The sequence below is a fragment of the Kosakonia beeri genome, assembly GCF_054165705.1.
This window is the reverse complement of record NZ_CM135106.1, coordinates 2,515,778-2,536,206: the sequence shown is the minus strand read 5'-3', so window position 1 is coordinate 2,536,206 and position 20,429 is coordinate 2,515,778. Positions and strand designations below refer to the sequence as shown.

The 20,429-nt window shown below is 54.2% G+C and carries 18 protein-coding genes; 5 read left to right on the top strand and 13 right to left on the bottom strand.

The window, feature by feature from the left end; translation table 11 throughout:
* Positions 1-7: 7 nt before the first annotated feature.
* The 5 genes from ACUY4S_RS12115 to ACUY4S_RS12100 all read right to left on the bottom strand — a co-directional run bounded on the left by ACUY4S_RS12115 (position 8) and on the right by ACUY4S_RS12100 (position 4,993).
* Complete coding sequence (locus tag ACUY4S_RS12115) at positions 8-517, bottom strand: GNAT family N-acetyltransferase (RefSeq protein ID WP_312686449.1); 510 nt, start codon at positions 515-517, stop codon at positions 8-10.
* Between the two features lie 10 nt (positions 518-527).
* Positions 528-1,460, bottom strand: coding sequence for an ABC transporter substrate-binding protein (locus tag ACUY4S_RS23270; RefSeq protein WP_505311338.1), 933 nt, complete (start codon positions 1,458-1,460; stop codon positions 528-530).
* Between the two features lie 16 nt (positions 1,461-1,476).
* A complete protein-coding gene (locus tag ACUY4S_RS23265; RefSeq protein WP_505311337.1) occupies positions 1,477-2,793 on the bottom strand; it encodes an LLM class flavin-dependent oxidoreductase in 1,317 nt (438 codons plus the stop codon).
* A gap of 65 nt (positions 2,794-2,858) precedes the next feature.
* On the bottom strand, positions 2,859-3,980 hold the full coding sequence (locus tag ACUY4S_RS12105) for an amidohydrolase (RefSeq protein WP_458022738.1): 1,122 nt from the start codon (positions 3,978-3,980) through the stop codon (positions 2,859-2,861).
* On the bottom strand, positions 3,977-4,993 hold the full coding sequence (locus tag ACUY4S_RS12100) for an MsnO8 family LLM class oxidoreductase (RefSeq protein ID WP_312686452.1): 1,017 nt from the start codon (positions 4,991-4,993) through the stop codon (positions 3,977-3,979). Before ACUY4S_RS12100 ends, ACUY4S_RS12105 begins: the two co-directional genes overlap by 4 nt.
* A 461-nt stretch (positions 4,994-5,454) precedes the next feature.
* Between ACUY4S_RS12100 and ansP the strand changes: the two genes are divergently transcribed.
* A complete protein-coding gene (gene ansP, locus ACUY4S_RS12095; RefSeq protein WP_312686455.1) occupies positions 5,455-6,951 on the top strand; it encodes an L-asparagine permease in 1,497 nt (498 codons plus the stop codon).
* A 245-nt stretch (positions 6,952-7,196) separates the two neighbouring features.
* Here ansP and yncE read toward each other — a convergent pair whose 3' ends face one another.
* On the bottom strand, positions 7,197-8,258 hold the full coding sequence (gene yncE, locus ACUY4S_RS12090) for a 7-bladed beta-propeller protein YncE (protein WP_312686457.1): 1,062 nt from the start codon (positions 8,256-8,258) through the stop codon (positions 7,197-7,199).
* A 263-nt stretch (positions 8,259-8,521) separates the two neighbouring features.
* Here yncE and pqqU point away from each other — a divergent pair, with 263 nt between their 5' ends.
* Complete coding sequence (gene pqqU, locus ACUY4S_RS12085) at positions 8,522-10,636, top strand: TonB-dependent receptor PqqU (RefSeq protein ID WP_458022739.1); 2,115 nt, start codon at positions 8,522-8,524, stop codon at positions 10,634-10,636.
* Between the two features lie 44 nt (positions 10,637-10,680).
* On the opposite strand, the gene ACUY4S_RS12080 is transcribed toward pqqU, so the two are convergent.
* From ACUY4S_RS12080 to ACUY4S_RS12060, 5 genes are all read right to left on the bottom strand, one after another.
* Positions 10,681-11,010, bottom strand: a complete 330-nt coding sequence (locus tag ACUY4S_RS12080; RefSeq protein ID WP_458022740.1) for a DUF6694 family lipoprotein — start codon at positions 11,008-11,010, stop codon at positions 10,681-10,683.
* A gap of 213 nt (positions 11,011-11,223) precedes the next feature.
* The gene (locus ACUY4S_RS12075; protein ID WP_458022741.1) at positions 11,224-13,158 is read right to left on the bottom strand and encodes a methyl-accepting chemotaxis protein; all 1,935 of its coding nucleotides are present in this window, start codon (positions 13,156-13,158) and stop codon (positions 11,224-11,226) included.
* Positions 13,159-13,351: 193 nt separating this feature from the next.
* On the bottom strand, positions 13,352-14,008 hold the full coding sequence (locus tag ACUY4S_RS12070) for a GntR family transcriptional regulator (protein ID WP_458022742.1): 657 nt from the start codon (positions 14,006-14,008) through the stop codon (positions 13,352-13,354).
* Positions 14,009-14,262: 254 nt separating this feature from the next.
* Complete coding sequence (curA, locus tag ACUY4S_RS12065; protein ID WP_458022767.1) at positions 14,263-15,300, bottom strand: NADPH-dependent curcumin/dihydrocurcumin reductase; 1,038 nt, start codon at positions 15,298-15,300, stop codon at positions 14,263-14,265.
* A 67-nt stretch (positions 15,301-15,367) separates the two neighbouring features.
* On the bottom strand, positions 15,368-15,943 hold the full coding sequence (locus tag ACUY4S_RS12060; protein ID WP_312686466.1) for a helix-turn-helix domain-containing protein: 576 nt from the start codon (positions 15,941-15,943) through the stop codon (positions 15,368-15,370).
* Between the two features lie 37 nt (positions 15,944-15,980).
* Between ACUY4S_RS12060 and ACUY4S_RS12055 the strand changes: the two genes are divergently transcribed.
* Both ACUY4S_RS12055 and ACUY4S_RS12050 read left to right on the top strand, forming a co-directional pair.
* Positions 15,981-16,499 (top strand): GNAT family N-acetyltransferase, encoded by a 519-nt coding sequence (locus ACUY4S_RS12055; RefSeq protein WP_312686468.1) that lies wholly within the window; start codon positions 15,981-15,983, stop codon positions 16,497-16,499.
* Entirely contained in the window at positions 16,496-16,945 is a 450-nt protein-coding gene (locus ACUY4S_RS12050) for a DMT family transporter (protein ID WP_312686470.1), read from the top strand. The genes ACUY4S_RS12055 and ACUY4S_RS12050 overlap by 4 nt, the downstream gene beginning before the upstream one ends.
* On the opposite strand, the gene ACUY4S_RS12045 is transcribed toward ACUY4S_RS12050, so the two are convergent.
* Together ACUY4S_RS12045 and ACUY4S_RS12040 are read right to left on the bottom strand one after the other, a co-directional pair.
* On the bottom strand, positions 16,946-17,179 hold the full coding sequence (locus tag ACUY4S_RS12045) for a DUF2526 family protein (protein ID WP_312686472.1): 234 nt from the start codon (positions 17,177-17,179) through the stop codon (positions 16,946-16,948).
* 10 nt (positions 17,180-17,189) lie between these two features.
* Positions 17,190-18,788, bottom strand: a complete 1,599-nt coding sequence (locus ACUY4S_RS12040) for an ABC transporter substrate-binding protein (protein ID WP_458022743.1) — start codon at positions 18,786-18,788, stop codon at positions 17,190-17,192.
* Between the two features lie 279 nt (positions 18,789-19,067).
* On the opposite strand from ACUY4S_RS12040, the gene ACUY4S_RS12035 reads away from it, so the two are divergent.
* Positions 19,068-20,429 carry an SrfA family protein gene (locus ACUY4S_RS12035; protein ID WP_458022744.1) on the top strand — a complete coding sequence of 454 codons (1,362 nt, stop codon included), beginning with the start codon at positions 19,068-19,070 and terminating at the stop codon, positions 20,427-20,429.

The following is a 20,429-nucleotide window of genomic DNA, read 5'->3' as shown; positions in this document are numbered from 1 at the left end:
TCACTCCTCAGGCAGTTTTACTCAGGGTGTCGACCGTCAGCACTTTGGTAAAACGCAGCCGTCCATCAAACGGCGGCTGGCTGAACACTTCCGGATCGCGGTGGATATCAAACTGCGGCTGATACCCCTGGCTCAGGTAGAGCCGCACAGCTTCCGGCTGACGAAAACCGGTCGTCAGGTAAAGCTGGCTGTACCCCGCCCGTTGCGCACGGCGTTCAAGTTCGCGGACAATCCGCGCCGCCAGCCCCTGCTGGCGCAGTGAGGGGTGCGTCCAGATACGTTTGATTTCAGCGGTTTTGTCATCGAAGGGCTTGTACGCGCCGGTGGCGATAATTTCGCCGTCACGCTCCAGCACAATAAACAGCCCTTGCGGGGCTAAATACCACTCGGTTAATTCGACCTCGGCATGCCGAGAAAAATAGTCACCGTAGCGTGCGGCATAGTCCGCGAACAGGCCCTGGAGGATGGGCTGTAATTCGGGCGCGTCGGGGGACACATCACGGAATTTTTCGCTCATGGCCTTCTCCTTAATCGCCCAGTCCTGGCGGGTTGATTTCTGACGTCGGGATACGTTCAACCCCCTCGCCCCAGCGATTGAGCACGCTGTCGTAATCACCGTTTTTGATCGCACCGTTGAGTGCCGTTTGCACCGGCTGCGCCAGCCCACTGCCTTTACGCAGCGTGACGGCAATGTGCGCCGCTTTTGGCCAGCCGCCGTCGACGCTGCCGACAAGCCGGGTTTTGCCAGTCAGGGCGGCTTTCCATGCGCCAATCACATTGGGGCCAAAATAGGCATCGGCGCGGCCAGATTGCAGCGCCAGGGTTTGGGCCGCGTCATCTTTGGTGTAGACCGGAGTAAACGGCTGCAGGCCCTTTTTCAGGTTTTCGGCATTCCATGCCAGTAAAATCGCCTCCTGATTTGTGCCGGAACCCACAATAATGCGCAGCCCGGCAATGTCTTCCGCTTTGTCGATCGTTTTTAGCGGACTTGAAGACTTAACGTAGAAACCGAGGGAATCTTTTCGGTAAGTGGCAAAATCAAACTTCGCTTTGCGCTCTTTGGTGACGGTGATATTGCTGATTGCGGCATCGTATTTACCGGAGGACACGCCAAGCGGCCAGTCCTCCCAGGAGGTGGGTACCACGTTCAGCTCCAGCCCCAGGCTGCTGGCAACCAGTCGGGCAATGTCGACCTCGCTGCCAAGCAGGGTTTTGTTGTCATCGGCAAAAACCGTCAACGGCGGGGAGTTCAGCGCGGCCACGGCGACGGTGAGCTTTCCGGGCACCACAAAATGATAATCCTTCGGCAACTGCGCGATCGCATCGGCATTTTTCGGCGTCGTGATCGGCTGTTTATTGGCTTCCAGACTGACGCCGGTGCCATTAATGTTGACCTCGTTGGCCCAGACTTGCGGTATCAGTGCCAGCATGACTGCCAGCAACAAAGGCGTTCTCTGCATCGTGTTCCCTCTTCTTTTATTGGGCGGAGTACGGATTGGCGGGTAACGGCAGACCTAAGCTCTCGCGTAGCGTGGTGCCGGGGTACTCCTTGCGAAACAGTCCGCGCGCCTGCAACAGCGGAACGACTTTTTCAACAAAGCGTGGGAGGGTATCCGGGGTGCCGCCCTGGATGATAAAACCGTCCGCCGCATGGTTCTCGAACCACTGCTGCAAACCGTCGGCGACATGTTGGGGTGTGCCGGAAAAACGTGGCCGCGGCGAAGCACTCTCAAGGGCGACCTGACGCAATGTCAGCCGGCGCTCGCGGGCATTGCGCTTAATTTCATCGGTGGTACTACGGAAACTGTTTTGCCCTAAGTCACCGAGATCCGGAAATGGCGCATCCAGCGGGTACTGGCTGAAGTCGTGATGTTCGAAATAGCGACCGAGGTAGTTAAGCGCATCGCTAATCGACACCAGCGCGGCAGTGGTCTGATACTGCTGCTCTGCGTCCTCTTCGCTGTCGCCGACAATGACGTTCACGCCCTGGAAAATGTGCAGTTCATCATGGCCACGGCCATATTTCTCCAGTTGGGTTTTGACATCACGATAAAAGTTTTTCGCCTCTTCCAGCGTATCCTGGTGAGTAAAAATGGCATCAGCATGGCGTGCCGCCAACTGTTTACCGTCGTCCGATGCCCCGGCCTGGAAAATAATGGGGCGACCCTGCGGTGTACGACCAATATTTAATGGCCCGGCAACCTGAAAAAAATCACCGTGATGATTAAGGGGGTGTAATTTTGCCGGGTCAAAAAATTGCCCGCTCTCTTTATTACGCACAAATGCATCTTCTTCCCATGAATTCCATAACCCTTTCACCACCTCAAGATATTCATCAGCAATGCGATAACGCAGCGCATGATCCGGGTGTTGGGCTCGGGAAAAATTCTTGGCCGATCCTTCCAGTGGCGATGTCACTACGTTCCAGCCTGCCCGGCCCTGGCTGAGGTGATCGAGGCTGGCGAACTGGCGCGCGACAGTAAAGGGTTCGCTGTATGAGGTGGACAGTGTGCCCACCAGTCCCAAATGACGGGTCACGCTGGCCAGTGCCGATAAGACGGTAATGGGTTCAAAGCGATTTAAAAAATGCGGGATCGACTTTTCATTAATATAAAGACCGTCGGCAACAAATAAGAAGTCCAGCTTTCCCTGTTCGGCAATTCGCGCGGTTTGCTGAACAAAGTCAAAGTTAATACTGGCATCGGCAACAGCCGCCGGATGACGCCATGCGGACATATTTCCCGAGGCGCCATGTAATATCGTGCCAAGCCGTAATTGTCGTGCGGTAGACATAATCGATCCTCGTTTTCAGGCAACAGGTGGCCCGGGGCCACCGCCCCAGGCAGAAAAATTTCACATCAGGATTGAAGCAGCGCTTTTTCTGCGAGCCGCGCAAAATAGTGCGCCGCCTCTTCAAGTAAATTCTCGTCAGGGTCAAAGGCCGGATGGTGCAAGCCGTACTGGCTGTCACTGCCGATACTGACAAAAGCGCCGGGGATCTGCTGCAAATAGACGGCAAAATCCTCACCGCCCATATGCAGATCGGCCTCTTCAGTTCGATAACCCTGCTCGTCGGCGACTTCGCGGGCAAAAGTGGCCCAGCGCGCAGGGTTAATCAGCGCTGACGGCCCCTCATACCAGGTGACTGCAATGTCTGCTGCAAAGGCCTGCGCCAGCCCGGCAGCAATCTCATTTACGCGGCGTTTCACCTGGTCGCGCACGGCAGGCTGGTGCGTGCGTAGCGTCCCTTCCAGTTCGACGTGTTCCGGCAGTACGTTCCAGGTATTGCCGCCCTGAATGCGCGTGACGCTAAGCACCACCGATTCCAGCGTGTTGACATTGCGGCTGGCGATGCTTTGCAGCGCGACCACCAACTGGCTGGCCAGCAGGATCGCGTCACTCCCTTCGTGGGGACGCGCCGCATGAGCGCCTTTTCCAGTGACCTTCAGCGCAAAACGATCAACGTTGGCATAAAACGCTCCGCTGCGGGTGGCAAACGCGCCGACCGGCAATCCGGGTTCGTTGTGCATGCCAAAAATAGCGCTCACCCCGTCCAGTGCTCCCGCCTGAATCATACGCTGCGCGCCGCCGAAGCTCTCCTCCGCGGGCTGGAACAGGATGCGCACCCGCCCTGCCAGATGCTGCTCTTTCTCTTTCAGCAACAGCGCCGCACCGAGCATGACGCTGGTGTGTATATCGTGACCGCAGGCATGCATGACGCCGGGATGACGCGAGGCGAAAGGCACATCGGTGACCTCATGAATGGGCAGCGCATCGATATCCGCCCGCAGCGCGATGATTTTTTCGCCGCGACCCACTTCGGCCACAACGCCTGTCGGCAGCGAAAGGGGTAACAGGCGCAAACCGGCGTTTTCCAGCCAGTGACGAACGCGGCGGGTGGTTTCGAACTCCTGCAGCGAGAGTTCCGGGTACTGGTGCAATTCACGTCGCCAGTCGATCAGCTGTTCGGCAAAACTCATCCCGCAACCTCCTGTGTGGCCTGTGCCTGAGTCACGGCTTCGGCCAACAGGCGTAACGAAGTCAGCCGTGCGACACCCTCGGCAATGGGCGTATCGATAATGAATTCATCAATGGCAAAACGTTGATGTAAGGCATCCAGCCCGGCCAGCACGCTTTCCGGCGTACCGGCAATCAGCGAGGGTTCACGCCGGGTAATACGTACCGCCGGGCTACCTGCCTGGCGGGCAAAGGCGTGCCCCTGTGCTTCACTGGCTACGCTGACGCGCTGGCCGTTTGCCAGTTCCACACCCCAGATTTCCACCTGCTGTGCCAGTGCGTCGGCCTGCGCCTGGGTAGCCGCGACGATCACCTGCACTGCGACCAGGGTGTCACGCTGGCTTTGTTGTCGCCATTGCGTGACAACGTCACCTAAAAGAGCCTGATCGCCATTCAGATGCGCCGCAAAAACAAACTCCCAGTCCAGTTTTGCCGCCAGCGCCGCGCTCTCGCGGCTGGCTCCGAGCAAAAATCGCTCTGCGGGCTGCGGTGGCAATGGGGTTGCCAGGACCGTCTCCTCCGCGCTGTCATCTTTGCCAGGTGTTAGCCAGGTATCCAGTTGCGCGAGTTGATCGGCAAAACTGCCCTTCTCTTCGCTGCGCAGGCCTTGCTGCAATGCTCGTGTCGACAGCGGTAAACCGCCAGGCGCTTTACCAACGCCGAGATCAACACGCCCCGGGGCAATGGTCGCCAGCAGATTAAAATTTTCCGCCACTTTGTAGGGGCTGTAGTGTTGCAGCATGACGCCGCCGGACCCAACGCGAATGCGCCGGGTTTGGCCAAGGATCCAGGCGATGACCAGTTCCGGCGACGGGCTGGCCAGTTGCGCAGTGTTGTGGTGTTCGGCTATCCAGAAGCGGTGATAACCCCAGATTTCAGCCCGCTGCGCCAGTTGCAGCGTGCGGTGAAGGGCATCTTGCGCGGTTTCGTGTTCCGCGATGGGACTTTTATCCAGCAGACTCAGACGGTAAGACATGCAGCACACCCGTGTTGGTAAACAGGCGTTCATTATTAGGACGCGAGGAATTTGCTGTGAAACAATTAATTTACATTTAATAAGCAAAAAACTTGCAAAGTAAGCCCACAGAGAGGTTATGGTCATTACAAACCCTTATCAATCAAGCGGACGACTGTTCTGATTTGTTAAAATTCGTTCTGTCGCTCACGGTTATTTCTGTTGCATTTTTCGACGTTCTGAATTAGTTACACTGCCCGACTGCAGTGACCTCACAATTTCCACTAATAGTCGCGCCCTTTCTGGTGGGTATGTTTTGCGTCATTAATCGATTGCGGTTACGATGCTGCGCCATGTTTTGTCTTATCCATCACGAAGAATCACTGGAAAGACAGGGCGTTTACCCAACGGGGCAATCGTTTGGTTAGCCAATCCGTGGGTTGAGGAACTCAGCAAGGTTCAGACAGGTGAACAGGTAAACAATGAAAACAGACAACAACCACGCTGCCGATCATCACGCGGCAAAACGACGCTGGCTCAACTCTCATGAAGAGGGTTACAACCGGGCGATGGGGAATCGACAAGTACAGATGATCGCCATTGGCGGCGCCATCGGTACCGGCTTATTCCTGGGCGCAGGTGCCCGATTGCAGATGGCGGGGCCGTCGCTGGCTATCGTCTATCTGGTCTGCGGTATCTTCTCCTTCTTTATTCTCCGCGCGCTGGGTGAACTGGTGTTACACCGTCCGTCCAGCGGCAGTTTTGTCTCCTATGCCCGCGAATTCCTCGGCGAAAAAGCCGCTTTTGTCGCAGGCTGGATGTACTTCGTTAACTGGGCCATGACCGGGATAGTCGATATCACCGCCGTAGCCCTTTATATGCATTATTGGGGGGCGTTTGGCGACGTACCTCAGTGGGTCTTCGCGCTCGGCGCGCTGGCGATTGTCGGTACCATGAACATGATCGGTGTGAAATGGTTTGCCGAAATGGAGTTCTGGTTTGCACTGGTTAAGGTGCTGGCGATCGTGGTGTTCCTGGTGGTCGGTACCATTTTCCTTGGTACCGGCAAACCGCTGGACGGCGGCACGACCGGCTTCCATCTGATCACCGATAATGGCGGTTTCTTCCCGCACGGTTTGCTGCCTGCGCTGGTTCTGGTGCAGGGCGTGGTATTCGCCTTTGCGTCTATCGAACTGGTAGGAACAGCGGCGGGCGAGTGTAAAGATCCACAGACTATGGTGCCCAAGGCGATTAACAGCGTTATCTGGCGTATCGGCCTGTTTTATGTGGGCTCTGTGGTGCTGCTGGTTCTGCTGCTGCCGTGGAACGCCTACCAGGCGGGGCAAAGTCCGTTTGTGACGTTCTTCTCCAAACTGGGTGTGCCGTATATTGGTGACATCATGAATATGGTGGTGCTGACCGCTGCGCTCTCCAGCCTGAACTCCGGTCTTTACAGCACCGGGCGTATTCTGCGCTCCATGTCGATGGGCGGTTCTGCGCCGAAATTCATGTCGAGAATGAGTCGCCACCATGTGCCTTATGCAGGCATTCTGGTGACTATCGCTGTTTATGTCGTGGGCGTGTTCCTGAACTATCTGGTGCCGTCGCAGGTATTTGAGATTGTGCTTAACGTGGCTTCACTGGGGATTATCGCTTCCTGGGGCTTTATCGTGGTGTGCCAGATGCGTCTGCGTAAAGCCATTAAAGAAGGTCGCGTGCCGGATGTCAGTTTCAAACTGCCGGGTGCGCCGGTAACCTCATGGCTGACGCTGCTGTTTTTATTGAGCGTGCTGGTGCTGATGGCATTCGACTACCCGAATGGCACTTACACGATTGGCTCTATCCCGCTGATCGCGATTCTGCTGGTTGCTGGCTGGTACGGGGTACGGAACCGCGTACAGGCCATTCATAGCACGGCGCCGGTCGATCCGAACGCGCAGCAGCCTGCGCCGCTGGTTGAAAAAACCTCGCGCCCATAAAAAAAGCGCCGACGGGCGCTTAATGTGACTGGCCTGCCTTTTACGCAGGCCTTTTTTATGCCTGCGCTTTCCAGCGTTGCCAGGCGGCAGTAACTGCCGGGGCAATCAACCCGTCATTTCCCCAGCTATTTTCCACGTGATAAACACCGGGCAACCCGTTTGCCAGCAGGCGTTCGTCGTCGTCAACATAGCTATCGATTCCTTAATAAAAAAGCTCCCCGCAGGGAGCTTAAACGAACAGGTTTTTACAGCGCAATGCGGATCACGTCATCCGGCTGGGTGGCCTCTTTCTCACGTGAGGAGGCCTGTTTCACGCTGACGAATAATGTTTTGCCATCGGCCGAGAGCGCAAGGCTGTTCGGGTGTGTAGGCGTGTCGAAGGTTTTCACAACCTTGTAGGTTTTTCCGTCAATAACGCTGACTTTCCCTGCCTGACGATGGGTTACGTAGAGTTCATTACGGACCGGGTTAAACAACACGGCCAGCGATTCTGGCGCGCTGATTTTTTCCAGAACCTGACCATTACGCGTATCGACCACCAGCACTTCTGCTGCTTTTGAATCAGTGACAAACGCGCGATGACCCGCAGTGTCCAGGCTCAGATTAAGGTAGAAATGTTCTTTGCCGTCATCCTGCAGTTTTTTACGATCGATAATGTTGTTCGTCGCGGTATCAATGGTGATCAGCTCACCGTCACCGTTGGTGGTGTAGAGGCGTTTTGCAGCGCTATCGATGGCCAGCCCGGTGCTGTAAGTGCCCGTGTTGGTGAGGGTGGTTTTCAGCTTCATCGCCGCCCCGTCGACCACCCAGACGACACTCTCTTTACCGACGCCCGTGACGTAAACCGTATTGGTGTTTTCATCAACCACCAGTTCGCGTGGGCTCAGCGGTTTGACTGTTTCGGAACGCTGGCGCGCATCCAGCACGACACGCCCTTTTATCTCACCCGTTTTAGCGTCGATGGCGGTGATCGCGCCGTTCGTGGTGTTACCGAACCATAACGTTTGCGTACGGCTGTTTAATGTGGCGCCATAGGGTTTCAGATCGCTATGAATGGCCTGGGTGATGTTCAGCGTTGCCGGGTCGAGACGGTAAACTACCCCACCCTTGTCGGTTTTGCGGCTTTGCGCAGTGGCAAGCCAGAGCGCATTTTCCTGCTGGCTGAAAGCCATTTCATAAGCGCCTTTGCCAACCGCTTTGCGCAGCATCTCTTCGGCAGCATGTGTGGTAAATGACCCCGCCAGCAGCAGTGAACCGAGGACCAGAGAATGCCGCAGGCGCGGCGAGCATAAATGACGTAAAGACATGACGACTCCCTTTGTTCAACACGTTGTTTATTTTTCACATGCATCCAGTGCACGAAGCGCCAGCTTCGCTTGTTGTTATGGTGAGAATAATAATCATTAATGACTGCAAAGTGGAGGATTAAATGTGTGCCGGAGCCGATGCGCCACGCTTTGCTACACTCAGTGTTAACGTAATGTGCCCTTAATGTTTTCAATATCTTTACATAACCTTTAACATATCCGCGTTATGTTCCATTTTGTGCGTTTTTTAACCTGGTTCCTTCATGAATATTATTTCCGTCTCTCGCCTCACCTTACCCGTGATGCTACTCCCGGTGATTTTACCGACACTGGCGCTTGCCGCAGACAATGAACAAACCCTGATCGTGACGGCGACGCCGACGACAGTTTCTGAGCTCGATACCCCCGCCGCCGTCAGCGTGGTGCAGGGTGACGATATTCGCCAGGCGACACCGCGTGTCAATCTTTCTGAATCTTTGGGGAGTGTGCCTGGGTTACAGGTGCAAAACCGGCAAAACTATGCGCAGGATTTGCAGCTCTCGATCCGTGGATTCGGTTCGCGCTCCACGTATGGCGTGCGGGGTATCCGCATGTATGTGGACGGCATTCCCGCCACCATGCCGGATGGCCAGGGGCAGACGTCGAATATCGATCTGAACAGTGTTGAAAGCATTGAGGTGTTACGCGGCCCCTTCTCCGCGCTGTACGGCAATGCATCTGGCGGTGTGGTAAATGTCACCACGCAAACCGGGCGCGAACCTGGCACAGTGGAAGCCAGCAGCTATTACGGAAGTTTTGGCAGCTGGCGTTATGGCCTGAAGGCCACTGGCGCGATGGGGGATGGCACGCACGCAGGCGATGTGGATTACACCGCTTCCACCACCCGATTTGTCACCCATGGCTACCGCGATCGCAGCGGTGCGCGCAAGAACCTTGCCAACGCTAAACTGGGCGTGCGCATTAATGACGCCAGTAAGCTGAGCCTGATTTTTAACAGCGTTGATATCAAGGCCAACGATGCCGGAGGGTTAACCCGCAGCGAATGGCAGGACAATCCGCGTCAGTCACCCCGTGCGGAACAGTACGACACACGTAAAACCATTAAACAAACGCAGGCGGGTGTGCGCTATGAGCGACAGCTCAGTGAGCAGGACGATCTCAGCGTAATGATGTACGCCGGAGAGCGTGAAACCACCCAGTATCAGTCTATTCGCCGCGGGCCCCAGCTCAATGCCAAACATGCGGGGGGGGTGATCGACCTGACACGCCATTATCAGGGGATTGATACCCGCTGGACGCATCGCGGCGAGTTGGGTATTCCGGTGACGTTTACCGGAGGGCTTAACTACGAAAACATGAGTGAGCAGCGCAAAGGGTATGAAAACTTTGTGATGAAGGGTTCAACACCGGTGTATGGCCAGGAAGGGAATTTGCGCCGCAATGAACGTAACCTGATGTGGAACCTCGATCCCTACCTGCAAACGTCCTGGCAGTTAACCGATAAGCTGACGCTGGATGCGGGCGTGCGCTATAGCTCGGTATGGTTTGATTCCAATGATCACTATATTACGGCGCAAAATGGTGATGACAGCGGTGAAGCGAATTACCACAAATGGTTGCCGGCCGGGTCATTGAAATATGCCGTGACCGATGCGTCGAATGTCTATATTGCCGCCGGGCGGGGCTTTGAAACGCCGACCATCAATGAACTGTCGTACCGTTCCGACGGGCAAAGTGGGCTCAATTTTGCGCTGAAACCGTCTACCAATGACACGGTAGAGATCGGCAATAAAACCCGTATAGGTAATGGGCTTCTGACGGCGGCCCTGTTCCGTACCGACACTGATAATGAAATTGTGACGGATGCCAGCAGCGGGGGGCGCACGACTTATAAAAACGCGGGTAAAACGCGTCGGCAGGGCGCGGAGTTATCGCTTGATCAGCAATTTGCCGGCAACTGGCGGGCAAGAGTGGCGTGGACATATCTGGATGCGACCTACCGCAGCGAGGTGTGTAGCGACAGCCACTGCCAGGGTAATCGTATGCCGGGCATTGCCCGGAATATGGGCTTTGCTTCCCTCGGCTGGATCCCGGAACAAGGGTGGTACGCCGGCGCGGATGTGCGTTATATGAGTGACATTATGGCGGATGACGAGAACACCGCTAAAGCGCCCTCTTATACCGTGACCGGGCTGAACACAGGCTATAAATTTAGTTATGGCAACTGGTTAGTCGATGTATTTGGGCGAGTCGACAACGTGTTTGATCGTCAGTATGTCGGTTCGGTGATTGTGAATGAGTCGAATGGGCGCTACTACGAACCCGCCCCTGGGCGTAATTACGGCGTGGGTCTTTCTGTGGCCTGGCAGTTCAAGTAATCAAGTCGTGATCACCCGCCATAAGGCGGGTGATGCCATGCAGCCTACTGTGCTGCGCGCTCTTTTCTGATTTTGTCTGCATAGGCGATGATCTCTTCTCCTGTCTTGCCGGTGAGATCGCCTTTCATTTTTTCTTCCAGTTGCGCGGTATTCTGATTCGCACCCGCCTGCATCAGATCTTTAAGGTTCAGGCGGCTGAGCACAATCACTTGCAGCGCATCGTCATAGGCTGCGCGTTTCGCTTCAGGCAATGACTCTCTGACCTTCCGAATGGAGGTTTTCATGCTGGCTTCACTGGAGGTATCAATGGTGGGCTGGCTATCACAGCCACTCAGAATTAAGGCGAACGCCATTGCAACGGCAAACTTTTTCATAAAAATCCCTGTTAAAAGAAGTGCTTGTTCAGATAAATCCTAACCTGCCTGCGAAATATATGGAAGCATTCAGGCACAATTAATCATGATTCGCCGCCTGGTTACATCGCGTTATTTATTCTCCGTTAGTGCCGGGGTGTGAATAACGCCAGCAGCCTGCGAAGAATAAAAAGCCCGGAAGCAAGCTTCCAGGCTGATGAGTTTCCCGCTGAATCAGAATGCCGTCCAGCCCTCGTCGTGAGTCGCTGTTTCATTTTTCGTTTTCGGCATCGGTTTAACCGGCGGTTTGCCCGCTGGCGCGGCCGGTTTCGCTTTTGCGTTGCCTTGTTCGAGACGGAAAGTTGCCACCAGTTCTTCTAGCAGGCGGGCCTGCTCTTCCAGTGAACCCGCAGCAGAAGAGGATTCGCTGACCAGCGAGGCGTTTTGCTGCGTGGTGCTGTCCAGTTCGCCAACGGCGCGGGCAATCTGCTCAATACCCCGGCTCTGCTCTTCCGAGGCAGAGGAGATTTCCCCCATGATGTCGTTTACCCGGGTGACCGACTGCACCACCTGATCCATGGTTTCCCCGGCTTTCGCCACCAGCTCACTGCCAGTATTGATGCGAGAGACAGATTCGCTGATCAACTGCTCAATATCTTTTGCCGCCTGCGAACTGCGCTGCGACAAGCTGCGCACTTCGCTGGCGACAACGGCAAAACCGCGCCCCTGCTCCCCTGCCCGTGCGGCTTCTACGGCGGCGTTCAGTGCCAGGATATTGGTCTGGAAAGCGATGCTGTTAATTACTGCGGTAATATCGGCAATTTTGTTAGAACTGCTGTGAATATCACCCATTGTGTCGACAACTTCTCGCATTACGCTACCGCCTTCGCTGGCGGTCTTCGAGGCCTGCGCCGCCAGGCTACGGGCATTGCGGGCGTTATCGGCGTTGTTTTTCACCGTGGCGGTTAACTGTTCCATGCTGGCAGCCGTTTCTACCACAGCCGCGGCTTGCTGTTCGGTGCGTGAAGAGAGATCGGTATTGCCTTCGGCGATTTCGGTAGCCGCACGGGATACCTGCGTTACGCTGTTGCGTACTTCATAGATCATATCGCGCAGCGTGTCGTTCATCCGCCCCATTGCCCCGGTCAACTGACCGAGTTCATCGGTGTTTTGCGCACGAATTGTCGAACTGAGATCGCCGCTGGCGATCCGCTCAGCCAGCGCCAGGTTGCGATCAATTGGCCGGGTGATTTGACGAATGACCCACCACGATACCAGGATGCCAATCAAAATGGCGATGATGCCAATCATTGCTGCAATGGTACTGGAGGTATACGCCAGCTCATCATTGTGCGCTTTTACCAGCGAAATGATCTGTTTAAGCGACGCGCTGCTATTGTCGCCACCCACTTTGACTTTGTCTTCGGCGGCTTTCAGCGCCTGCCATGCGGTAAAGTAATTAACACTCAGATCGCGGTACTTGACCGTGTCGCCCCATAAAGCTTGCAGTGGCGCTTGCAGCTCTCCCGGCAACTGAGTGACCAGCGCCTGCACGCTGGTTTGCGTTTGTGTGAAACGACTATCCAGCGCATCGCGCGCTTCTTTTGTCGGGCTGTAACGCACAACCAGCGCCGCATCACGCACGGCGCTAATGGCAAAAAGTTGTTCGTAGACCTGCGTCATCAGCGTTGTGTCGGCCGCCGGGGTACGAATAAGGGCAGTGTAGCGTGAAGAGAGGTCACTGGCGGCGAGCTTATCGAGCGAATCACGCACGGCGCGAATATCACCGCTGGCTTTCTTCATCTCACCAATGCTGTTTTGGAAGTTATCAAGGTGGCCGGCAACATCCCTGATGATCTGTTTTTCCTGGGCGGACCACGACAGGTTGTCTGCGCTGGCGGTTAATTCAGACGCGTGACGGACATAATTCGACATCACCTCACCGGATTTGTCATCACCATAAAAATATTTCAGGCGGTTAATTTTCGCCTGAAAGACTTCAATATTGATGTTGTACATCAGGTTGGTTTTTTCATAGACATCGCGGATTTCTTTAAAACGCAACACACTGAGAACGGTGGCGATGGCGACAAGAAACAGGACCAGACCAAACCCCACGGACAGCTTTCTACTGATTTTTATATTGCTTAACCTCTGGCTAAAAAACATTCCGGACTCCTTGCTGAATACCAAATGTTAGCGCCTGACTGCGCTAACAAATGTTATCGGCAAGGACATTCGGTATTTCAGCGTTAAGCGGGTCTTATCAGTGAAAAACGTGACGCAGATGCTCCCCATTCGCAAATTTTTGCCGGGGAGCACATATGTTAGCGATTAAAAAATTACTCGCCTGAATGGTTTTTTAGCGGTGGAATTGTTTATTGATAATGGTAGCGCCCTCATCAATGGCGCGCCAGAGCGCCCTTTCGCTGGCGAAACCATCCCCCTCTTCCAGCGCGGCCAGCAAATCGCTGTAATCGTGTCCGCGGGTTAAATCCTCTGACGTGGGGTAAAGGTAATTAAAACATGGACCAATACGCACCCATAATTGTTCAATTAACGCCGTCAGGGTCGGCATACCGGCCTGCTGATAAATGCTAAAGCGAAACGCGCGGTTGGCCTGCAACGTTTGTTCGATATGACCACTTTTCAGCGCTTCATGAAAAGATTCGGCCAGAATACGCAACTCCCTGATTTTATCCTTGGTCATATTCTGGCTGGCGGCGCGTGCTGCCATACCTTCAAGGTTTTTGCGTATTTGGTTAATTTCGTTATAACGTTCGAGACTTACTTCCGGAACCAGGAAAGCCTGAGCAGGCGTTGCGTGAAGTGCGCCTGCGGAGACCAGGCGCAGTAACGCTTCACGTACTGGGGTAATGCTGGTGCCTAATTGATCGGCGATTTCTTTGGTGATCAGGCGGGCACCGGGTTTCAGCGCACCAATGATAAGCGCATTTTTCAGACTGGCCTCGACTTGCATAGTCAGGCTTGTCCGTTGCGCTTTTTCCAAATCAAGCATGTTTGTATCCTGTATGAATTCTTATTTGTTTTCAGCCTGGTAGCGTGTCCGTAATCTCAACCGCAAAGAATATATTATATAAACACATGCCTGGTATTGGATTGTCGCGTAAAAGTAGAACAAATGTTATTTATTGTGCACAACTACCAGGAACTGCCTTCACAAGGTCATCGTTCCTTATGCTTGTATAATTAAAGACGTTTTTCAAAAATTTGCACAATTAAAAATGGCGGTTTTTTACCGCCATCGTTTACTTAGCTTTCGGGCCCGATTTGAACCACAACTTTACCGAAATTTTTACCGGCTAACAGGCCAAAGAAAGCGTCTGGTGCATTCTCCAGTCCTTCAGTAACCTGTTCACGATAGTGGATTTTTCCGGCGGACAGCCACTCGCCCATCTGCTGCTGGAATTCATTAATGCGATAACCATAATCCTGGTTAATAATAAACCCTTGCAATCGAATTCTTTTTTTCAGCAGCGTAGCCATTAATAGCGGAATACGATCTGGCCCGTCAGGAAGTTCGGTTGAATTATAACCACTCACCAGGCCGCAAAGCGGAATTCTCGCCGCAGTATTTAATAAAGGAAGCACAGCATCAAATACTTTGCCACCCACATTCTCAAAATAAATATCGATTCCCTGTGGGCAGGCGGACTTCAATTGATCGGCAAAATCGTCCGCATGGTGATCAATACAGGCATCGAAGCCCAGCACATCCACAGCATGACGACATTTCTCGCTGCCACCGGCGACACCGACCACGCGACAACCTTTGATTTTGCCAATTTGCCCAACCGTTGCGCCAACCGGCCCGGTTGCAGCGGCCACCACCAGCGTTTCGCCCTCTTTCGGTTGACCAATGTCCAGCAGCCCCATAAATGCAGTGAAGCCCGGCATGCCAAGAATGCCCAGCGCCCATGAAGGGTGTTGCGGATCGGTACCCAGTTTGACCAGCCCTGCGCCGTCAGAAATCTCGTAATCCTGCCAGCCGCTAAAACCGAGTACCCAGTCACCTTCGGCAAAATCAGGATGCAGCGATTTCACCACCCGGCTGACCGTGCCGCCACACATTACTTCGCCAATTTGCACTGGCGGAGAATACGAGGGCGCGTCGCTCATGCGTCCACGCATATAGGGATCTAAAGACAGGAACACGGTGCGCAGCAGCAACTGGCCTTCTCCGGGGATGGCAAGGTCACTCTCTTCAAGGCGGAAATTTTCTGCGACCGGCGTGCCGTGAGGTCGGGAAGCCAGCACCCAACGACGATTACGATTGGATTGTTGATTCATCATGCTCTCCTCTGCGTATCAGACTAACTATTGATACTAGTCGCTGGCGGGCATGATCGCGTTTACATTACGAGCTGGAATGGTTAAGCCGCACCACCAAATAACGGCAAGGGGCGGTACTTTTATTAATAAATCGGCAGTCATTTGGCGGGCCCAGCTCCAGGCAATCCCCGGCTTTCATTTCGTGGCGCGTATCACCCTCCAGAAAGACCAGTTCACCTTCCTGCAACCAAATCAGCTGGCGCGCCAGCGCATACGAGGACGCCGGCATCGGAATGTCGCTGCCGGCGGGCAATTCAATTTGCACCAGATCGATCGGCAAATCGCTGCGCGGTGAAACGTGGCGACGTAAATAGTGGCTTTGCGGATCGCGCCACACCGGCTGGTCAGCATAACGCAGCAATTTGCCTTCTTGCATTTCCGCACGGGCAATCAGTGTCGACATACTGATGCCAAAGGCACCGGACAGGCGCGCAAGCAGTGTTGCTGTCGGGCTGCTTTCCGCACGTTCGATTTTATGGATCATCGCTCGTGATACGCCTGCCCGCTCCGCCAGTTCACTGAGCGACCAGCCGCGAGATTCCCGTTCAACGCGAATTCGTGCACTGATCCGTTGATTTATATTGTCTGAGATAGTATTCATTACGTAATACTATAGTGTACAAATTTGGGGTTCAACCATGAATATTCGTTATGCCACGAAAGCGGATTGTGGCGACATTGCCGCGATTTATAACCATGCCGTGCTAAACACGGCGGCAATCTGGAACGATCAGACAGTGGATGTGGATAACCGTATTGCCTGGTTCGAAGCCCGCACGCTGCTCGGTTACCCGGTGCTGGTCAGTGAAGAGAACGGCCAGGTCACGGGTTATGCCTCGTTTGGTGACTGGCGCGCCTTCGACGGTTTTCGCCATACCGTTGAGCACTCAGTCTATGTACACCCGGAACATCAGGGTAAAGGGCTGGGGCTGGCATTAATGCAGCGGCTAATTGCAGAGGCGAAACAGATTGGCAAACATGTAATGGTCGCCGGCATCGAGGCGCAAAACCAGGGTTCCATTCATCTGCACAGCAAGCTGGGTTTTGTGATCACCGGGCAAATGCCGCAGGTGGGCACCAAATTTGGCCGCTGGCTGGATCTGACTTTTATGCAACTGCAACTCGATAACCGTACCGATCCGGATGTCCTCTCATGAATCAGTCGCTGACCCTCACCTTTCTGATTGCCGCCGGGATTGGCCTGGTGGTGCAAAATATGCTGATGGTCCGTATTACGCAATCGGCGTCGACCATCCTTATTGCCATGCTGCTTAATTCGCTGGTCGGAATTGTACTGTTTGTCAGTATCTTATTGATTAAATATGGTTTGAGCGGGTTTCAGGAGCTCTATGCCAGCGTGAAATGGTGGACATTAATCCCCGGCCTGCTGGGTTCGTTCTTTGTCTTTGCCAGCATCAGCGGTTATCAGAATGTCGGCGCAGCAACCACCATCGCAGTGTTAGTGGCAAGCCAGTTGATCGGCGGGCTGGTCATGGATGTGGTGAGAAGCCACGGCATTCCGTTGCGAGCGCTTATCGGCCCGGTTTGCGGCGCGGTGCTGCTGGTCGTTGGCGCCTGGCTGGTGGCCAGACGCCAGTTCTGATTAAAGGATGGCGCCACCTTTGGTCAGGTGCTCGCGACGCACGTCCATATCTTCTTTGTGCTGACGCCCGTGATGGGCAATAGCCTGACGCAGGCGCTGTTGCTGGGCATAACGATCTTCGCGGCTTAACGCCGCGTCGTCGCTCAGTTCAACCAGCAGCGCATTCATATCGGCAATAACACTCTGTTGAATGGCCGTATCGACACGGGCAATAACCTCATCCAGATGTGACATACCTTCTCCTTTAATTCAGTTTCGCTTTGGAAAAATCGCTACCCATCAGGCTCACGCTATAGCCGCTAACATTGCTGCGGGTGGCATAGAACGTTTTACCGTTCGCCAGCGCAATCCACGGTGCCTGCTGATAGTAAATCTCCTGTGCCTGACCGTACAGTTTCGCGCGTGTTGCCGGATCAGCGCTCCGTTTTGCTTGTTGCACCAGATTGTCATAGCCTTTGTCACACCAGCGGGCCGCATTAGAACCGGTCTTAATGCTGTTGCAGCCTAGTAACACATCGGCGAAGTTATCCGGATCGCCATTATCCGACATCCAGCCAAACAGTGCCGTGTCATGCTCGCCCTTGCGCATTCCCGCAAGGTATTCACCCCACTCGTAAGAGACGATCTTCGCCTTAACCCCAACTTTTGCCCAGTCAGCCTGGATCATCTCGGCGATGCGGCGCGAGTTCGGGTTATAGGGGCGCTGTACCGGCATCGACCAGAGCGTTGCTTCAAAGCCTTGCTCAAGCCCGGCCTGTTTCAACAGCGCTTTGGCTTTTTCCGGATCGTAGCTGTAATCTTTTAATTCCTTATTAAAACCGAGCATGTTCGGCGGCAACGGTGACCTGGCCACGCTGCCAGAGCCCTGGAAAACCGCATTGATTATGGCTTGTTTATCGGTCGCATAATTCAGCGCCTGACGCACGAGAACATTATTGAACGGTTTTTTCTCCGTATTAAATGCCAGATAACCCACGTTCAACGCCTCTACAGAGTGCAGCGCCAGATCTTTATTGTTTTTGATCTGCGCAAACTGCACCGGGGCCGGAGCCGGAATGATTTGGCACTCGTTAGTTTGCAGTTTCGCCAGGCGGGTCTGCACATCTGGCGTAATGGCAAAGATCAAATGTTTCGTTGGCACTGCGCCGTCCCAATAGTTCGGGTTAGCAATATAGCGGATTTGCGCATCGGTTTTATATTGCTGTAAAGCATACGGCCCGGTACCGACAGGCCAGGTATCGACATTTTCCGGCGTCCCCTTTTTCAGCATTGCATCGGCATATTCCGCAGAAAGGATGGAAGCAAAATCCATTCCCCAATCAGCCAGGAAGGCGGCATTCGGTTCATTCAGGACAAACTGAACGTGGTAATCGTCAATTTTTTTCACTTCTTTGATCAGCTTATCAAGGCCGACATCGGTGAAGTACTCGTAATTACCTTGTGAAACATTATGATAAGGATGTTTGGCATCTTTTTGCCGCATCACAGAAAAGATCACGTCATCGGCATTAAAATCGCGCGTCGGTTTAAAATATTTGTTGCTGTTAAACTTCACGCCCTGGCGCAGGGTAAAGGTCCAGGTTTTGCCATCCTCAGATACACTCCACGCGGTAGCGAGCGACGGAATGGGTGTGTTTTTCACCGGGTCGAAGTTAATCAGGCGGTTATAGAGAACCTGGGAGCTGGCGACAAACGTCGGGCCAGAGCTGGCTATCTGCGGATTGAACGACTCCGGAGAAGCTTCGGAACAGTAGACGATGGTGTCGTTAGAGGCCGCCCATGCGGCGCTTGCCGGTAACAAAGCGCTCAGCGCGAGGGCGAGCAGTGTTTTCCCTGTAGACATTATCAGGAACCTTCTTTTTTATATGGAGCGTTAATCTCAGCACAGCCCGGGCAAACAGGCAAATAACGAATCGCGCTCAGGTTATGCTAAAGCAGTTGATTTTGCTGAAATATCCACCATCATTAAAATTAAAATTTATCTTAAGTGTTTTTCGCGCCGTCAAGTCGATTCGATGCGATCAATGCGTCGAGAATTCAATGGTTTTGAGCTTTCTTCTGCCGTTTACTTGCTGCGACATTGCGTACAGTAGACGCGTGAAGAAGTCTATGGGATGAAAACGTGGCAAAAACTCTCTTGCGCAGCGGCGATCTGGACGATTTCCAGGCCGTTGGCGGCGGCGGTCAGGCCGTATTTGATTCGGCCTTGCAAATTCGTGAAGCACTGCGTCTGCGTAAGCAGCAAGCGCTGGTAGACTGCCTGGCAATTCCCCAGGTTAATGATGAAGGCGATCGCGTTGACTGGTACTCGCCGGTAGATGGGCGGGCGGTTTCCTGGAAAGCCGCCGACGAAGAGGCCCGTTTTAAGGCATTTCGCTACCTCGAAAACACCCTCGACAGCGCTGCGGCCCTCAGCCGCAAATGCATGCAGTCGCCAAAGACCGCGCAACAACTGTTTGGCTCGTTGCTGGAAAAAGCGCTGCAGTTCCCCGGTGAAAACCACGTCTTTCTGGTTGATGGCAAACCGGTCATCACCTTCTGGGGATTCGTCAATCTGAACGAAAACGCCCGTGACAATGTGCTGGAGTGCTTAAAAGAGCCGGAAGTCGCAGAGCCGATCATTGAGATGCTGCCAGAACCTGAACCGGAGCCGGAAGTCGAACCCGCTGCGACGGTCACTTTCAGTCATGCAGATGAACCGTTACTGACGCCACCGCCCGCAGTGAATCTGCCGCCGCAGCCTGCCGTTGTGCCGCCGGTTCAGGCCGCTGAGCCTGTTGTAACGCCTGAACCTGCGCCTGCCGCGCCAGCGCCAGTGGCACCGAAAAAACGCAGCCGCTATGGTCTGTGGGCGTTGCCTGTGGCTGCTGCCGTGGCTGTCGCGGTGGCTGCGCCGTTACTGCTTAACCAACAACGTGACACCCCTGCCCCTGTGACGGCAGTCCAGCCCCCTGCACCTGTAGAAATTGCGCCGAAACCGATGCAGGCTGCGCCAGTACTGGCGGCACAATTGCCTCTGCATCAGGCGGAGGTTGCCGCAGAGCTTAACGCGCCGGAAGCCCCAGAAGAAAAAGCGCCGGTAGTGATCGCCGCTATCCCGAAAGATGCGCTGGTGATGGATGCGCTGGAAGTGAAAATTGGCTCTACTAAATTCCTCAACGGCAACTGGCGCGTGGCGATGGATGTGAAAGATCCAGAAACCGGAAAAGCGCCAACCGTCCGTTTTCAAATCCAGAACAACAAAGGCACCGCACGTATTGTTCACGGTAAAAACGTGACCTGCCGTGCAGAGCTTTATTCCGGTTTGCATCAGACCGGCGAGCTGATGATCAAGAGCCGCAGCAACGCGCGTTGCAGCGATGGTTCCCGTTACCCGATGCCGGAAATTTCCTGTAAAGCAAGCAGCAACGACGTCGCGGAATGTAACGCACGTTTTGACGCCAAAACCACCGTTCCGGTGACGTTCAGAAAAACAGGTGACTGA

Excerpts from the sequence above, each read along its gene's own strand:
- ACUY4S_RS12115 (WP_312686449.1), bottom strand. The coding sequence starts at position 517 with ATGAGCGAAAAATTCCGTGATGTGTCCCCCGACGCGCCCGAATTACAG.
- ACUY4S_RS23270 (WP_505311338.1), bottom strand. The coding sequence starts at position 1,460 with ATGCAGAGAACGCCTTTGTTGCTGGCAGTCATGCTGGCACTGATACCG.
- ACUY4S_RS23265 (WP_505311337.1), bottom strand. The coding sequence starts at position 2,793 with ATGTCTACCGCACGACAATTACGGCTTGGCACGATATTACATGGCGCC.
- ACUY4S_RS12105 (WP_458022738.1), bottom strand. The coding sequence starts at position 3,980 with ATGAGTTTTGCCGAACAGCTGATCGACTGGCGACGTGAATTGCACCAG.
- ACUY4S_RS12100 (WP_312686452.1), bottom strand. The coding sequence starts at position 4,993 with ATGTCTTACCGTCTGAGTCTGCTGGATAAAAGTCCCATCGCGGAACAC.
- ansP (WP_312686455.1), top strand. The coding sequence starts at position 5,455 with ATGAAAACAGACAACAACCACGCTGCCGATCATCACGCGGCAAAACGA.
- yncE (WP_312686457.1), bottom strand. The coding sequence starts at position 8,258 with ATGTCTTTACGTCATTTATGCTCGCCGCGCCTGCGGCATTCTCTGGTC.
- pqqU (WP_458022739.1), top strand. The coding sequence starts at position 8,522 with ATGAATATTATTTCCGTCTCTCGCCTCACCTTACCCGTGATGCTACTC.
- ACUY4S_RS12080 (WP_458022740.1), bottom strand. The coding sequence starts at position 11,010 with ATGAAAAAGTTTGCCGTTGCAATGGCGTTCGCCTTAATTCTGAGTGGC.
- ACUY4S_RS12075 (WP_458022741.1), bottom strand. The coding sequence starts at position 13,158 with ATGTTTTTTAGCCAGAGGTTAAGCAATATAAAAATCAGTAGAAAGCTG.
- ACUY4S_RS12070 (WP_458022742.1), bottom strand. The coding sequence starts at position 14,008 with ATGCTTGATTTGGAAAAAGCGCAACGGACAAGCCTGACTATGCAAGTC.
- curA (WP_458022767.1), bottom strand. The coding sequence starts at position 15,300 with ATGAATCAACAATCCAATCGTAATCGTCGTTGGGTGCTGGCTTCCCGA.
- ACUY4S_RS12060 (WP_312686466.1), bottom strand. The coding sequence starts at position 15,943 with ATGAATACTATCTCAGACAATATAAATCAACGGATCAGTGCACGAATT.
- ACUY4S_RS12055 (WP_312686468.1), top strand. The coding sequence starts at position 15,981 with ATGAATATTCGTTATGCCACGAAAGCGGATTGTGGCGACATTGCCGCG.
- ACUY4S_RS12050 (WP_312686470.1), top strand. The coding sequence starts at position 16,496 with ATGAATCAGTCGCTGACCCTCACCTTTCTGATTGCCGCCGGGATTGGC.
- ACUY4S_RS12045 (WP_312686472.1), bottom strand. The coding sequence starts at position 17,179 with ATGTCACATCTGGATGAGGTTATTGCCCGTGTCGATACGGCCATTCAA.
- ACUY4S_RS12040 (WP_458022743.1), bottom strand. The coding sequence starts at position 18,788 with ATGTCTACAGGGAAAACACTGCTCGCCCTCGCGCTGAGCGCTTTGTTA.